Here is a 14373-nt window from a genome sequence, read left to right on the forward strand (position 1 = left end):
ATCGTTGCCGTACGATGATCCGACCGCAATTCCTTCAATAGCCCGAATCCATCCAGCTTCGGCATCATTACATCACTGAGGATGAGGTCAGGGGGACGCGAGCGAATCGCCTCCAGCGCCGCTTCACCATCGGGAGCGACTTCCACGTCGAAACTGGAGGAGAGTAACTTTCGGACGTAGTCCCGCATATCGGCATTGTCATCCGCGAGCAGAATGCGGGAGCGTTTTTTGTCCCCGGTACCTGAGACATGGGCGGGCAAAAGAGCGTCGGTTGACAGAAATTCCTGGGTGTTAGGGACATCCGAGAGCCAATGTAAAGCTTCTTCAATGTAGGTCTCGCCTCGCAGGGCGGTTGATGCCAGCGAACGCTGCGCGCTGATTCGGTCAGCAGGTAAGTGGTCTTTGCCCAACGGAATAGTTACCGTAAACGTGCTTCCCAGCCCCACCTTGCTCTCGACTCGCACCGAGCCGCCATTGTGCTTGGCGAGCTCCTCCACCAGCGCAAGACCGATACCGCTTCCCTCGAACGAGCGCCCATGGGCATTCTTGACTCGATAGAATCGCTCGAACAGGTGCGGCAGATCGTCGGCGGGAATACCGGTTCCCGTATCTCGAACGGCGAGTTCAACCGCATCGCCCACTTTCCTCACTGAAACTTCAATCTCACCCTCGAAAGTGAACTTCAGAGCGTTCGAAATCAGGTTGAAAACGATCTTTTCCCACATTTCCCGATCGATGTAAACCTGCTCACCAATTTCCTCGCAGTTAATGAGTAGCCGCAGCCCAGCTCGCTCGATCGCCGAGCGGAATACACTGGCAAGCCCAGAAGTCAGTTGCGCTAAGTTGGCTGGCTCGAAGCAAGCCTCAATGCGGCCAGCTTCGATACGCGAAAAATCCAAAAGCGTGTTGACCAACTTGAGCAAGCGCAAGGAATTCCGATGAGCCACTTCGAGATTTCTTCGTTGTTCATCGGCCACCCCAGTCGAGCTGGCAAGGGTGTCCTCCAAGGGACCGAGCATCAATGTGAGAGGCGTCCTGAATTCGTGGCTGACATTGCTGAAAAAAAGCGTCTTCGCACGATCTATTTCCGCCAACGCGTCGGCACGTTTCCGTTCCTCTTCGTAGGCGCGAGAATTGGCGATGGCTGTGGCGACGTGTCCTTCTATCAGCTCAAGAAAACTGTGGTAGTCCGCGTCTACAATTCGCCGCGGGCTGAAACCCGCTATCAGGAACCCTGCTGGACCGGGCTGGCCAGCAGCAGCGATAGGAAGGATGAGGGCGCTTTCTGGAGATTCCGGCCACGGGCCTCCCGGCAAGTGTCCAAAGCGCTGTGTGAGATCGGTTAGGATCTTGGATGACCCACTCTCGAGAACCTCCTTGAAGGGCCAAGCAGTCAGAGGCGAGTTCGGGTCAATTCCCTCAACGGCGGCTTCACTGTCTCCGATGAAGCCACTCGTTGCAGCAAGGCGCGCATGGTGTCCGTCCTCATCGAGGAGGTAAAACAGCGCAAACGGAATGTCAGCAGGATTGCCTTCGAGAATCTTCGCAGCTGATCTACATGCCTGTTCCGCTGTTTTGGCGCTCGAGATCGTTCGTCCCAGGTCACGAAGTGTGCGGAGACGCCGGTCACTGATAACTCGTGCCGTTGTTTCGTAACACGCGCAAAAGATCCCTTCGACTTTTCCCGCATCACCCCAAATGGGGCTGTAGGAAAAAGTAAAGTAACCTTCCTCGCGAGGCAAATTTCGATTCAGCACATAGAGGAAGTCTTCGGACCACGTGGCGTCACCGGTGGTGAAAACCTTCTCTAGCATCGGGGCCATGGTTCCCCAAATCTCGCTCCAGCACTCTCGTCCCGAGCGGCCCAGAAAAACCGGGTGTTTCTTGCTGCCCAAGAATGAAATATAGGCATCGTTGTAAAACTGTGATAACTCCGATCTACCCCACCAAAGCACGATGGGATTGCGAGAGCCGACACAGATGCGGACCGCAGTTTTTAGCGACTCCGGCCAGCGGTCCACTGGACCAAGAACCGTCTTCCTCCAGTCGAATGCGCGGATTCGCTCGCCCATCTCCCCGCCGCCCGGAAGCCAAGCAGAGATTTCTTCGCCAGGGCGTCTTGTCAAAGTATCTGCACTACTGTTAGTGGCAGCATCAACGAACAGTTTCTCTATCGAAGGGATAAGCTCTTGTGCCATCGTATCTTTCCCGACGTAAGCATCAGCCCGCACTTGCGCCGCTTGTCGCCGAACCACGGCGGGATCATTCTGACTGATAATGATGACTTTCGTTCCGGGTAGTTGTTGGCGTAGTGCGTTCGTTGCCTGCAGCCCGTCCATCTTGGGCATGGAAACATCCATCAGCACCGCGTCAGGACGCAGTTCTTTCGCCCGCGCAACTGCCTCCACGCCATCCGCTGCCTCGCCGCACACGTGCCAGTCGGGGCGTTTCGCAAGGAGTGAAGTTATTGCACGCCTGACCGGTTCATGATCGTCAACAACCAGGATTCGTAATGCCATCTTCCATGCGTCCACAACCGCAGGATTCCACGAAAAGCCACACGACCGATGAGGTGTTCTGGGATAAGGAGACAACTCAGGGCATCCCGGACCTGCTCTCCCAAAGACATAATGCGGCACAGACAACTGAGCGGCATATACGTTGTTCTCTGTATTGACCAGAAGCCAAATGAGTCTTCTAAGATTCTGCCGGGCGTCTCACGACATATCCTCAATAGCTCCGGCTGCGGACCTTCCATTACGAATGGGTCAATCAATGCAGAGAGGTCCGCGGATCTTCCGTTGCGAATCGGTCAATTATTGGAAGGAGGTCCGTCTATTGGGAGCAGGTCCCCCCCCGGATTCGCCCCGGGTCCCCAGCTTGCGCCGGGCGCGAAGGGTAAAAAGATTCGTCGCATGCAACAGTCAAAATGTTGCCCAAAGACTCTAGGTTTTTATGGCGGAAGCGTGTGCGAGTCGAACGCACCATTGCCGGGACAAACCCGACAATCGCCGGTTTTGAAGACCGGGAGGATCACCGGACCCCATGCGCTTCCGCGGCCGGCCAGCCGCTTGGAATCGCGCGGCCATCCGATTGTAAACGAGGTGCGGCGTTACTCACCCATTCGCTCATCAAGCACATGGATCACGGTGTTCCGGCCTAAACATGGCCACGGATTAGCACCCATCTTCGCGGATTTCGTTTATTTGAGATTTCAAGCCGTGAGAATCCGCGCAATCGGTGGCTTTCTTACCGGATCCTGGCTTCCGCCCTTAACGATTGCGACTGGTTCGTCACAGTTACAGCTGTTTCGCCTGTCAGGTAAGTGCTCCTACGGATGCCGCATCCAATCGTCTTGCAAGCCGTGCCGCAACCTTGAAGGTGATCAGCCGGCACTTGCGAGATGAAGCGGGCAGACCGCCGCCGCCCAACTTCTCCAGCAGGCGTAGTGCGAGATGGCACCAGTGGCAATGGTAAACACCATGAACGCTTCAACAAAGATTTATGAGGAGGCGTTATGTCAGGTCACCCTTTGAGCCTTGACCAGCGAATCTCCCGGTGCGATCTTCTTGCGAATGTGATATTCGTGTAAGCGTCTGAGCGGCTTTCGCCAAACTTTTCTTAGGCGCCCACATCCACGCCGCTGGATACGAGACTGCAGCCATGATGGTCACCGAAATGTCCGAGAAGGAATGCCGCGAAGTTCTGATGCGGGCTTCGCTGGGCAGGCTGGCCTGCTCCCTCGATGGTCAGCCCTATATAGTTCCCGTCTATTTTGCTTACGAGGCTGATTACGTCTACGTGCTCTCCACCCTTGGACAAAAGATCGAGTGGATGCGGGCGAATCCGAAGGTATGTTTAGAAGTCGAGGAAATCAAGAGCCAGTCTCAGTGGATGACGCTGGTCGCCACCGGGCTATACCAGGAACTGCCCGAGCCGCAATATGCGGATGAGCGCGAGCATGCCCGCGAGCTGCTGGAGAAACATCATCATTGGTGGCTGAATGCAATGGCAGAACGGCAGTTGAAGTCAGCTGACCATCTGATTGCCCCTATCTTTTTCCGCATTCACCTTGATTCCATGACCGGCCTACGCGCCCAACCCGGAGACTGAAGTTTGTGAACCCTAGAGCGACTTCTTGCTCAAATACCAGTCGGTGATTTGCAGGCCGTTCTTGCCCGCAACCCGAGCCTCGGCCTCCGCTTGGGTAGCCGGGGCTGCCACCACCACCGGATCTCCCGGTTTCCAGTTCGCCGGAGTCGAGATCCCGTTCTTGTCGGCGACCTGCAACGCATCGATAACCCGAATCAGTTCATCCACGTTCCGCCCCAGCGACATCGGGTAATAGAGTATGGCCCGGATCACTCCCTTGGGATCGATCATAAACACCGCCCGGACAGTTGCTGTGTCGCTCACCGACTCGTGCACCATGCCGTAGGCGCGCGCAACCTTCTGATCCAGATCAGCCAGCACTGGGAAGGGCACCTTCACTCCCGCTTTTTCTTCGATATTACGCACCCACGCGATGTGCGAGTACACGCTGTCAATCGACAAGCCGAGCAACTGCACGTTGCGCTTTTCGAAATCTGCGCTTCGCTCTGCGAACGCAATGAACTCGGTGGTGCAGACGGGCGTGAAATCGGCGGGATGGGAGAACAACATCACCCATTTGCCTTGGCGGGTGAAGTCCGTCAACCGGACAACGCCATACGTCGACTTGGCCTCGAAGTCCGGAGCCAGTTCATTGATCTTGGGCATGCGCGGCACGGCTGTCGTTTCAATATTCATGATTCTGCTCCTTCGACCCAGGCCATTCGCTCTGCTTGAGAGGCAGTTAGCGCAACATTCGTCCTTGATCCTGTCACTGCCACTGAATGAGGACCTTGATTATGATCTGCAACTTGCGGAACTGATCTGGGGGAGGAGGAGACCGTTCGCACCGCCCACTGCTCATTCCGCCGGCTGGCGCTCTTATGCGCTAACCCCAGCGCTTGGCTACAACAACAGGATTAGCCGGAAACTGAAAAGTCTGCGTGTGGCTTTTAGACTACGCCTCCCTGCGGGGGAGGGTCAAAACCAGGCATTGTAGAATTGCTGCATCGATTCATCTCTTGTCCGAATCTTACGATTCAAAGTTATGCATTCCCTTCCCTTTGTCCAGGTTGATGTCTTCACCGCCAAGCCGCTCGAAGGCAACCAGTTGGCGGTATTCACGGATGCCCGCAGCCTCACCAGCGAACAAATGCAAGCCATCGCGCGGGAGATGAACTTCTGCGAGACCACTTTTGTAATTCCCAACGGCGAGGAACCGCCTTCAGGCCTCGGCCACGCCTCCAAGGTGCGCATCTTCACCGTGGCGGAAGAGCTGCCCTTTGCCGGTCACCCCACCTTGGGAACGGCCGCTGTGCTGCGTGCAACCAGCGGTTCGGATGTGATCTGGCTCGATCTAAGAGTGGGCAAAATTCCCGTCCATTTTGAAACGGATGACGCCGGAACTGTTTTTGGTGAAATGCAGCAGCGCGATCCCGAGTTTGGTTCCATCCACTCCCGCGAAGACGTCGCCCGCTGCGTGGGTCTTGCGCGCGATGACATTCGTGACGATCTGCCCATTCAGACTGTCTCCACTGGCCTGTCCTTCGTGATCGTGCCCCTGCGCTCTCTGAAGGTGATTCAAGACCTCCATATCAACTTCCATCAGGCGGCTGAGTATCTGCGGCACACCGACGGCAAGTTCTTCTACTTCGTCTCGCGCGAGACCGTTGATCCTCGGACCCATCTCCACGCACGCATGATCTTCTACAACGGCGAAGATCCCGCGACTGGCTCCGCCGCCGGTGCCTGCGCCGCATGGATGGTCAAGTATGGTGTGGCCCAACCCGGCGAGCGCGTATTGATCGAACAGGGACTGGAGATTAAACGTCCCAGCCGGATTTTTGTGCGTGGTGAGCGAGAGGGTGACCGGGTAATTAACATTCGCGTGGGTGGAAACACGGTCGAGGTAGCGCGCGGCGAACTGAATTTCTGAGCCTCACAGCCACTCGGTCTTCAGATTCGAGTTCCGTTCCTGCACCACAGCAGCAACAAAGAAATTTTCACGTCATGTTTGCATGCTTGCCACTTTACAGTTTGCGGTGGTGTCTTTAGGATGCGTGAGCCTGGTTGGATTCGCCACAGAAAAAACAAAACTAAAAAGAAAGATTGTGGCAGGACGCCCCTGGAACGCTTTCGGTTTTCTTCTCGGAGCCATGAGCCTGCACGCTGGAAAGCATGAAACCCAAAAGAACCATCCTCTGCGTCGATGATAATGAGCAGAATCTTTCCATTCGCAAGGTGATGCTGGAGACCCGCGGCTACCGGGTCCTTACCAGTTCCGATGCCGAGCAGGCGCTGGAAATTTTCCGCCGTGGAGGCATCGATCTTGTGCTCGCCGACCTGGTGCTTCCCGGCCGCGACGGCAACAGCCTGGTCGAAGAAATCAAGAATCTTTCGCCGCAAACTCCCGCCATTCTGGTCTCCGGACGCATTCGCATGTGGGACCGCGATCTGCGTGCCGATGCCTTCATGTCCAAGGGTTCTTACTCGCCCATGGATCTGTTGGAGCGCATCCGCTTGCTGCTGGTGAAAAAGCGCGGACCCAAACCCGCTATGCCGGCGGCCGCCGCGATTACCCACAACGAAACGCACGCTTCAGCATAAGGGAAGCCGCGATTCTCCGCGCTCAGCATGACCGCTGCGGGGAATGAATTTTCCCTCAAGCGCTGAGTTCGCCGAGCTGTCTACCGGCAGGAATTACCGCAACCACCTGGCCCTCAACCCCATGACTCAATTGACACTTTTGCTACCTGACCTTTATTCTTAAAACTTGCGTCTTGATGCGTGAGCCCATCTGTGGAAGTGTGTCCGCTTTGGGACGCGGCGAGTCGAAAGATGTTTATCAGTCTGCAAGAGCTGCAACTCCATCACAACCTGATTGAGTTCGATCAGGAGTGGCAGCCGGAAACTATTGATTTGGGGCCAGATGTACGCCAAGCGAGTCCGCTGAAATCAGCCGGACGAGCGATGCTGGTCGAGGAGCATCATAGCCGGCGCGGCAACATAGACGATATCCGACTGGTGGGCGGTTTCTCCACTGGAATCGAAATCCTGTGCGCCCGCTGTCTGGAACCGGTAGCGCGGGACGTAAAGAACAATTTCGACCTGCTGTATCGGCCGCAGGGTTCCGACGCAGGCGACAGCGAGATCTCGCTTTCCAGTCCGGCGGAGGCCGATGTTGGGTACTACCAGCGGGACGGCCTGCTGCTGGAAGACGTGCTGCGCGAGCAGGTTTTGCTGACGGTGCCCCTGAAAGTGGTTTGCAGCGAGCAATGCAAGGGATTGTGCCCGCAATGTGGGCAGAATCTGAATACCGGCAGCTGTAAATGTCAGCCGCAGGAAGAGCCGCGTTGGGCGGCGCTGAAAGATATTCGAAACAAACTGCAGAAATAATTCGGCCATTGAGCCGTAAACAAGATAGAGGTACGTTTTCATGCCAAATCCGAAACGAAGGCACTCCAAGGCACGCACCAGCCGGCGCAGAGCGCACGATCATCTGGCCGCTCCCTCGGTCTCCGAATGTCCTAACTGTCACGAGAAGAAATTGCCCCATCGCGCTTGCCCGAAGTGCGGCTACTATAAGGGGCGCGAAATCGTGGAAGTGGAGAAAGCCGGGTAGCTGTTTCTGTGCGGCGCGCGCCAGCCCCGCCCGGCGGTTTTTTCACCGGTTCGAGATCGGCGTCGCGACTCAGGCAATGAGCCGGCGCGGCCCGAAACACCACAACACCACCGAGGTCTAAGAAACCAACTCGATGCCGACAGTCATAGCCGTCGATGCGATGGGTTCGGACCGTGCCCCGAAGCCGGAAGTCGAAGGCGCCATTCTTGCTGCACGCCAGTGTGACGTGAATGTAGTGCTCGTCGGCAAGGAAGATCTGCTGCGCGCCGAACTGCGGAACCATCCCACCGCACACTTCCTCAGCAATGACATCAGTATCGTAAATGCCAGGGAAGTGATCGGGATGGACGAGAAGGCGGCGCAGGCAGTGCGCAGCAAGCGGGATTCGTCGCTTCGCGTCGGTTTGCGTCTGGTGCGCGAAGGCAAGGCGGCAGGTTTCATCACTGCTGGCAACACCGGCGCAGCCATGGCCAGCGCGAAGATGGTCCTGGGTGCTCTTCCCGGCGTGGACCGGCCAGCGCTGGCGGCGGTTTTTCCCACTGCTAAAGGCACGGCTGCCATCCTGCTGGATGTTGGCGCCAATGTCGATTCCAAGCCGCAGAACCTGGAGCAGTTCGCAGTGATGGGCGAAGTCTATTTTCGCAAAATTTTCGGCGTGACGAATCCCCGAGTGGGTGTGCTCTCGATCGGCGAAGAAGAAGGAAAAGGAAACGACCTCACGAGACACGCCTACCAGCTAATTAAGCATTTGCCATTGAACTTTGCAGGTAATGTCGAAGGCCGCGATCTTTACAACGGTAATGTCGACGTGATTGTCTGCGACGGCTTTGTAGGCAATGTGGCGCTGAAGATCTCAGAAGGCCTGGCCGAGGTTGTGCGTTACATGCTCAAAGAATCGCTTAACGCAACCATCAGCCGCCAGGTTGGCTTCTTGCTTTCCCGTCGCGCGTTCGCGGAATTCAAGAAGCGTCTGGACTATTCGGAGTATGGTGGAGCGCCGCTGTTGGGGGTGAAGGGCGTGTGCATTATCGGCCACGGAAGCTCGAACGCCAACGCCATCAAGAATGCCATTCGCGTGGCTGCTGAGTTTGCCGAGCGTGGCATCAATCAGCAGATCGCCGAAGAACTGAGCGCGGTACCGCAGACCTAAGGAAGCTTCTAATGGGCGAAACCTCGCCGGCATCGACCGCACATCCTCACCATGAAACCGTCGCGGGAACCCGCATTGCATTTCTCTTTCCGGGCCAGGGATCGCAGTCTGTGGGCATGGGCAAGGAACTCGCCGCCCTCTATCCGCTGGCTCAGGAAACTTTCGACGAGGCTGACGAAGCCCTCTCCTGCAAGCTGTCGCAGATGTGCTTCGAAGGCCCTGAAGAGCGGTTGAAGCTCACCGAGGTTACCCAACCCGCAATTCTGACCGTGTCGGTAGCCGCGGCGCGCGTGCTGCAGAGCGTGGGGGTGGTTCCGCGATATGTAGCCGGTCATAGCCTGGGCGAGTACTCAGCACACGTAGCCTCCGGCACAATTGAGTTTGCCGATGCTGTGCGCACAGTCCGCAATCGCGGCAAGTATATGCAGGAAGCCGTGCCGGTAGGCGAAGGAGCCATGGCGGCAGTCCTCGGAATGCCGATAGAAGGTCTGCGGCACGTGTGCCAGGAAGCCGCTCAGGGGCTCGTGTGCGAGCCGGCTAATATCAACTCGCCCGATCAGATCGTAATTTCCGGCAGCACCGCCGCTATTGAACGCGCGGCCGAACTGGCTAAGCATCGTGGGGCGAAGCGAGCCATCATTCTTCCCGTAAGCGCTCCTTTCCATTGTTCGCTCATGAAACCAGCGCAGGAACGTCTGGCCGCAGACCTTCACGCGCTTAAGTTTCATGATATGGAGTTTCCCCTGATCACCAACGTGGATGCAGAGGAGATTTCCGATCCCGCGAAGGCGCGAGATGCCCTCATTCGCCAGGTCACCGGCGCAGTGCAGTGGGAGAAGTCGATGCGGGTGCTGATCGGACGGGGCGTAACCCACTTCATCGAGGTCGGGCCGGGCAAGGTGCTATCGGGCCTGATGCGCCAGATCGATCGCACTCGGACCTGCCTGAATGTAGAAGACGAAACCTCCCTCCAGAAGACGACGAACCATTTCTCACATGCCGTCAAAAGCGGTATCTGAGCTGAGACGTGGTCCCGCACACATCAGATGCCAGACCCGCTTGTTTGCACTTCGGAGTTTGTTATTCTCTCCATGCGCCATGCGGTTCTGCATTCCGGCGGATTCCTCAATTTGTGGGGTGAAAGTTGACGAAACACAGAGTGTTGGCGGTCGTTTTGTGTCTATTCCTTTTCTCTTGGGCAACTGAGGCGCAGAGCCCGTCTTCCGGCCAGAGCGCGGCCAAGCAGGTCGCCCTGATTCGCGCCGGCAGGCTGCTCGACGTACGCACAGGCCAGGTGCTCAAGGACCAGATCATCGTGGTTGAAGGCGACCGGATTCAACGAATTGGTCCAGCGGCTGCCGGAATGGGCGCACGCGTCATCGATCTGTCCGATGCTTTCGTGCTGCCAGGCCTGATTGATTGTCACGCGCACATTCTGGGGAATCCTAAGGACCTTTCGCCAACGCGGGATCTGCGAACCTCCTCCGCGGAAGCTACGCTTTGGGGATACCGCAATTTGCAGGTGTGGATGGCACATGGTTTCACGGCGCTGCGCGACGCGGGAGAATCGGATCTGGACTACGGACAACTGGCGCTGCGCAATGCGATCAATCGCGGGCTGATCCAGGGTCCTCGCATCGTTTCTGCAGGAAATTTTGTTTCCCTGACCGGCGGTCATGGCGATGCCGATCCCCTGGCGCCAAACCAGGAACTGACACGGCGTCCCAACATCGCCGACAGCACAGCGGAGGTTGGTCCTGCAGTGCGCCGTGACATCAAGTATGGCGCTGACTGGATCAAGCTGATGGCTACCGGCGGAGTCATGGATCCGCACAGCGATTTCAACGTGCAGGAATTGAGCGAAGAGCAGATGGCCAAAGCAGTAGAGATCGCCCACCGCGCCCACAAGAAAGTGATGGCACATGCGGAAGGGACCGAAGGGATCAAGGCGGCAGCGCGAGCGAGCGTCGATTCCGTCGAACACGGGACAATGCTTGATGAGGAGGGGGCCAGAATAATGCAGCAGAAGGGGACATGGCTGGTCCCGACGCTCTACACCTTCCAGCGCGGCGCCGAGCTGGGAACTTCTTTGGGACAGGATCCCATCATGGCGCAGAAGGGGAAGGAGATTCTGAAGTATCAGCAGGATGCTTTCGCGCTGGCTCTCAAACACAATCTGAAGATTGCCTACGGCGTGGATGATGATCCGGATTTTGTGTCCAAGGAATTTGCTTCACTGGTGAAGGGCGGAATGAAGCCGCTCCAAGCGATCCAGGCAGCAACGGTGCGCGCTTCTGAGTTGCTGGGGCTGTCAGATCAGGTCGGCACGCTGGAAGCGGGAAAATACGCGGATATCGTCGCCGTGAGTGGAGATCCGCTCGAGAACATTGGTGCTATAGAAAATGTGGTTTTTGTAATGAAGGGCGGAGAGGTAATCAAGGGGCCGGGGAGGTAATCGACCTCGGGTGGGCTGGGTACTGCCAAATGTCTTCGAAATGGATGTGATTGAGAGATGTGAACAAAACACCAGGTCTTTCGACTCGGACGGGGATCATTATTCCCCGTCCTCGCTCAAGATGACATTTCAACATTAGTAGCACGGTAGCCAAAAATTGCGCCCCGGTGTCCTGCGGAGGCTAATAAGGCGAGAAGGTCATGGACTTGTCTTTCTTCTCCACCCAGATGCGCGCGGGTTCTTTGCGGTCGTTGACAGTTACGACCACCACCACACCGCTGCCGGCTTTGGGATTGGCCGATCCTTCGATGCGGAAGCTGCGAATCAAGCCCCACTCGCCGCCTGGCCCCCAGTCATTGTAGAAGTCGCCAAACTTGTACTGCGAATGCTGTTCGGGATGCTGTTTCCAGGCAGGGTCGGCAACCCACAGGCCGTAAGCGGTCTCGTAATCTTTGTTCTGAAGCGCGGTGAAGAATTTGCTCGCTACGCGTTCTTCCGGCCAGTTGCGATAGATCCAAGCGAGAGCAGCCAGAACGATCACCACCAGGACGGCGGCGGCAATGCGCTGATTCCGGCGCCGGGCGCGACGCGGATCGTACTGCGGCGCTTCAAAGATCGTCATGATCAGAAAAAGAATAGCACTTGGCGCAGAGCGAGGCAGGCATGGGCCAATTCGATTGGAACTGCAGATCCCTCGGCCGCCGAGGCGGCCTCGTGATGACAACTTGATTCAGCGGCGACCTACTTGAGCTCCGCCATCTTCGTGGTGGCGATGGACGCTGCAGCAGAGTTGGGACTGTCGCGCTTGATCTGCTCGTACAATTTGCGAGCTTCGGTGGGATCTTTGGTCGCATACAGCGAGGCCAGCTCCAATTGAGCGGCCGGTTTCGCCACCGCATCGGTAGGCTTGTCAGCCAGCTCTTTGTAGAGCTGGATGGCCTGCCGATCACGGTTGGTCTGGCGATAGAGCGAGGCCAGAGTCATCTTTGCCAGCGAAGCCAGATTCTTGTCGCTCGAATTGGCGACACGCTGGAGCTGCGCCTCTGCTCCAGAATTGTCCCCGGAATCCATCAGGCTGAGGCCCAGAAAATAACGTGCTAAACGGCCGGAGGGGGTGTGGGAATACTTATCCGCAACCTGACGCAGCTTCGGAATCGCGGCTTTGGCGCGCTCGGCGGCGCTCGTGTAGGACTCCTGCTCAGGAGTAGGGGGCGAATCAGCCGGACGCAGCGGCGCGTTGTGGGTGCGCAGGGCGCTACCTACGGCGACCGCGGCCTGCTGCTCCTGAGATTGCATGTAGTACCAGCCTCCCAGGAGGACAACCACGAGCACGGCAGCAATCACTCCGCCGTAGACCAACGGCTTGCGATGCTCGGCTGCCCATTGCAGCTGTTCAGTTACAGTGTGAGCGAATTGATCTTCTTTGAGTTGATGGCGTTGCGTACTGCGCAAAGTTCGTTCCTGCTGATCTTGAAGTCGAAGCTTGAGTTTAACAAATGTCTTGGCTGGTCAATCAGCCGAGCTACGGCATAACCTCTTCCAGTTGCCCGCGCTCGAGTTTCTCCTGGCACTCGATGCAGTAACGCGTCCAGGGGACAGCATCCAGGCGCTTGGCATTGATTTCTTTGCCGCAGGAGACGCACTCCCCAAAGCTCCCCTCGCGGATGCGGGCCAGCGCGCTCTCGACCATCGCCAGGAGTTGGCGCTCATTGGTGCTCTGAGTGAAGAGGAATTCCTTGTTGTAGGAACTGGCGGCCTTGTCGGCAATATCCTGGGCTACGTCCTCGCCCTGATTGCGGCCGTCTGCCTGCCGATTGGAAACCTGTCTGCGCAACTCGAGTTGCCGCTCCTCAAGCCGCTTTTTGAATTGTTCGAGCCGTTTCTTTTCCATTGACGATTCAACCCAGCCGAGCCACTGCCGTACGTTTCTTGGTGTCAGGGCAAACAAAAATCATAAGCTTGCCTTCGCGAAGGCGTCAACTCCGCACGCCATCACGGCACAAAGGTTCGATGGCAAACATGGAACCAACGCATCCTGAGGGGTGAATGGCCGGCGCGGCAGGACTGGGGTCCACAGTGCAGCAGAACCGCGGACCCCATACATTCTGAGCTTGCATCAAATCACGCGGGACGAGGCTTCTTTCCCGGCATGAAATGATATGGCGGCCAGGGACCGCTCATCACCAGCTCGCAATTTTTCAATTGCTTGGTCGCGCTGGCATAGCGGTTGTGATACTTCTCGATGGAGTTGCTCTCGATCAGGTGCGCAATATCGATGAGGAGCCCTCCCGAGTCGACCTTCTTACAGCTTATTTCTTCTGCCAGAGGAGCGAACAGCTTGTGCACCTGCACGGAAAGCGACTTGGCCTTGCTCTGCCGGTCACGTTGCAGGGCAGCACGCTCCCGCAAATGAGCCAGATACGCGCTTCCCACGGCGGCAGGAAGCTCGGTGTCGGCCAGGTCACGCAGGCTGCCGTCGCGCACCACCACCTTCAGGTGCATTTCCGACTTGCCGCGGAGCTGTTGCACGCTCTCCAGGAAAGCCTTACGATTGCCGCGAACCGCGCGGCGTAGCGCTTCATCCGTCTCAAAGACGGTGCCAAAGCGGAAAGGCAGAACTGTAGTTTGACGGAAGCAGTCGGCTACTACACGGGCATGGTCCAGGGCTGCTTGCTGGTCCAGAGTGCCGGCCGCCAGATAGGGGCTGACCACAACTGCGAATTCCCCACTGGGATAACCTAACACCTGTGAATCGTTGATTCCTCGCAAACCTTCGATGGGAAAGGGACGCCGGGCGCGTGCTCCGGCAAGGAAAGCCTGCTGTTCTGCGATGCAATATGCGTACCACGCCATGCGGGACTCTCCGAGAGAGAACCGGAGCTTATTCGAACTCGCTCCAGCAAATGGGGTACAACGGGCCGACGCGTAAACGGAAGAGACGGCTAGGTACTAACGGTGTTCAGAACGTAAGGCGTACGCCCTAAAGTCATCCTAGCCCAATCGCGAGGAAATAAGCAACTGGTTCGAGGCAAGTTCCAAAAGAAATATTTTTTTGGT

General features: G+C 57.1%; 14 protein-coding genes and 1 tRNA gene. 8 read left to right on the top strand and 7 right to left on the bottom strand.

Features of this window, described 5'->3' with window-relative positions:
* Both VEG30_06510 and VEG30_06515 read right to left on the bottom strand, forming a co-directional pair.
* Positions 1–2519, bottom strand: a 2519-nt coding sequence (locus VEG30_06510) for a response regulator (protein ID HXZ79563.1), incomplete at its 3' end; no start/stop codon positions are given.
* Positions 2520–2956: 437 nt separating this feature from the next.
* Positions 2957–3055, bottom strand: a tRNA-Sec gene (locus VEG30_06515).
* 608 nt (positions 3056–3663) lie between these two features.
* Here VEG30_06515 and VEG30_06520 point away from each other — a divergent pair.
* Positions 3664–4113, top strand: a complete 450-nt coding sequence (locus VEG30_06520) for a pyridoxamine 5'-phosphate oxidase family protein (protein ID HXZ79564.1) — start codon at positions 3664–3666, stop codon at positions 4111–4113.
* 12 nt (positions 4114–4125) lie between these two features.
* On the opposite strand, the gene VEG30_06525 is transcribed toward VEG30_06520, so the two are convergent.
* Positions 4126–4788: a peroxiredoxin gene (locus tag VEG30_06525; GenBank protein ID HXZ79565.1), complete on the bottom strand. Its 663-nt coding sequence runs from the start codon at positions 4786–4788 to the stop codon at positions 4126–4128.
* A 349-nt stretch (positions 4789–5137) separates the two neighbouring features.
* On the opposite strand from VEG30_06525, the gene VEG30_06530 reads away from it, so the two are divergent.
* The 7 genes from VEG30_06530 (at position 5138) to VEG30_06560 (ending at position 11316) form a co-directional block, all read left to right on the top strand.
* A complete protein-coding gene (locus VEG30_06530; GenBank protein HXZ79566.1) occupies positions 5138–6025 on the top strand; it encodes a PhzF family phenazine biosynthesis protein in 888 nt (295 codons plus the stop codon).
* A 242-nt stretch (positions 6026–6267) separates the two neighbouring features.
* Positions 6268–6696 (top strand): response regulator, encoded by a 429-nt coding sequence (locus VEG30_06535; GenBank protein ID HXZ79567.1) that lies wholly within the window; start codon positions 6268–6270, stop codon positions 6694–6696.
* A 231-nt stretch (positions 6697–6927) separates the two neighbouring features.
* Entirely contained in the window at positions 6928–7485 is a 558-nt protein-coding gene (locus tag VEG30_06540) for a DUF177 domain-containing protein (protein ID HXZ79568.1), read from the top strand.
* Positions 7486–7525: 40 nt separating this feature from the next.
* Positions 7526–7711, top strand: a complete 186-nt coding sequence (gene rpmF, locus VEG30_06545; GenBank protein HXZ79569.1) for a 50S ribosomal protein L32 — start codon at positions 7526–7528, stop codon at positions 7709–7711.
* 133 nt (positions 7712–7844) lie between these two features.
* Positions 7845–8861, top strand: coding sequence for a phosphate acyltransferase PlsX (gene plsX / locus VEG30_06550; protein ID HXZ79570.1), 1017 nt, complete (start codon positions 7845–7847; stop codon positions 8859–8861).
* Between the two features lie 11 nt (positions 8862–8872).
* Positions 8873–9880: an ACP S-malonyltransferase gene (gene fabD / locus VEG30_06555; protein ID HXZ79571.1), complete on the top strand. Its 1008-nt coding sequence runs from the start codon at positions 8873–8875 to the stop codon at positions 9878–9880.
* A 125-nt stretch (positions 9881–10005) separates the two neighbouring features.
* Positions 10006–11316, top strand: coding sequence for an amidohydrolase family protein (locus VEG30_06560; protein HXZ79572.1), 1311 nt, complete (start codon positions 10006–10008; stop codon positions 11314–11316).
* A 181-nt stretch (positions 11317–11497) separates the two neighbouring features.
* Here VEG30_06560 and VEG30_06565 read toward each other — a convergent pair whose 3' ends face one another.
* From VEG30_06565 to VEG30_06580, 4 genes are all read right to left on the bottom strand, one after another.
* On the bottom strand, positions 11498–11938 hold the full coding sequence (locus tag VEG30_06565; protein HXZ79573.1) for a hypothetical protein: 441 nt from the start codon (positions 11936–11938) through the stop codon (positions 11498–11500).
* Between the two features lie 119 nt (positions 11939–12057).
* Positions 12058–12768, bottom strand: a complete 711-nt coding sequence (locus VEG30_06570; protein HXZ79574.1) for a tetratricopeptide repeat protein — start codon at positions 12766–12768, stop codon at positions 12058–12060.
* A 70-nt stretch (positions 12769–12838) separates the two neighbouring features.
* A complete protein-coding gene (locus VEG30_06575) occupies positions 12839–13207 on the bottom strand; it encodes a TraR/DksA family transcriptional regulator (GenBank protein HXZ79575.1) in 369 nt (122 codons plus the stop codon).
* A gap of 230 nt (positions 13208–13437) precedes the next feature.
* Positions 13438–14169: a GvpL/GvpF family gas vesicle protein gene (locus VEG30_06580; GenBank protein ID HXZ79576.1), complete on the bottom strand. Its 732-nt coding sequence runs from the start codon at positions 14167–14169 to the stop codon at positions 13438–13440.
* Positions 14170–14373 lie beyond the last annotated feature (204 nt).

It is taken from the genome of Terriglobales bacterium (assembly GCA_035624455.1).
Lineage (GTDB): Bacteria > Acidobacteriota > Terriglobia > Terriglobales > Acidobacteriaceae > DASPRM01.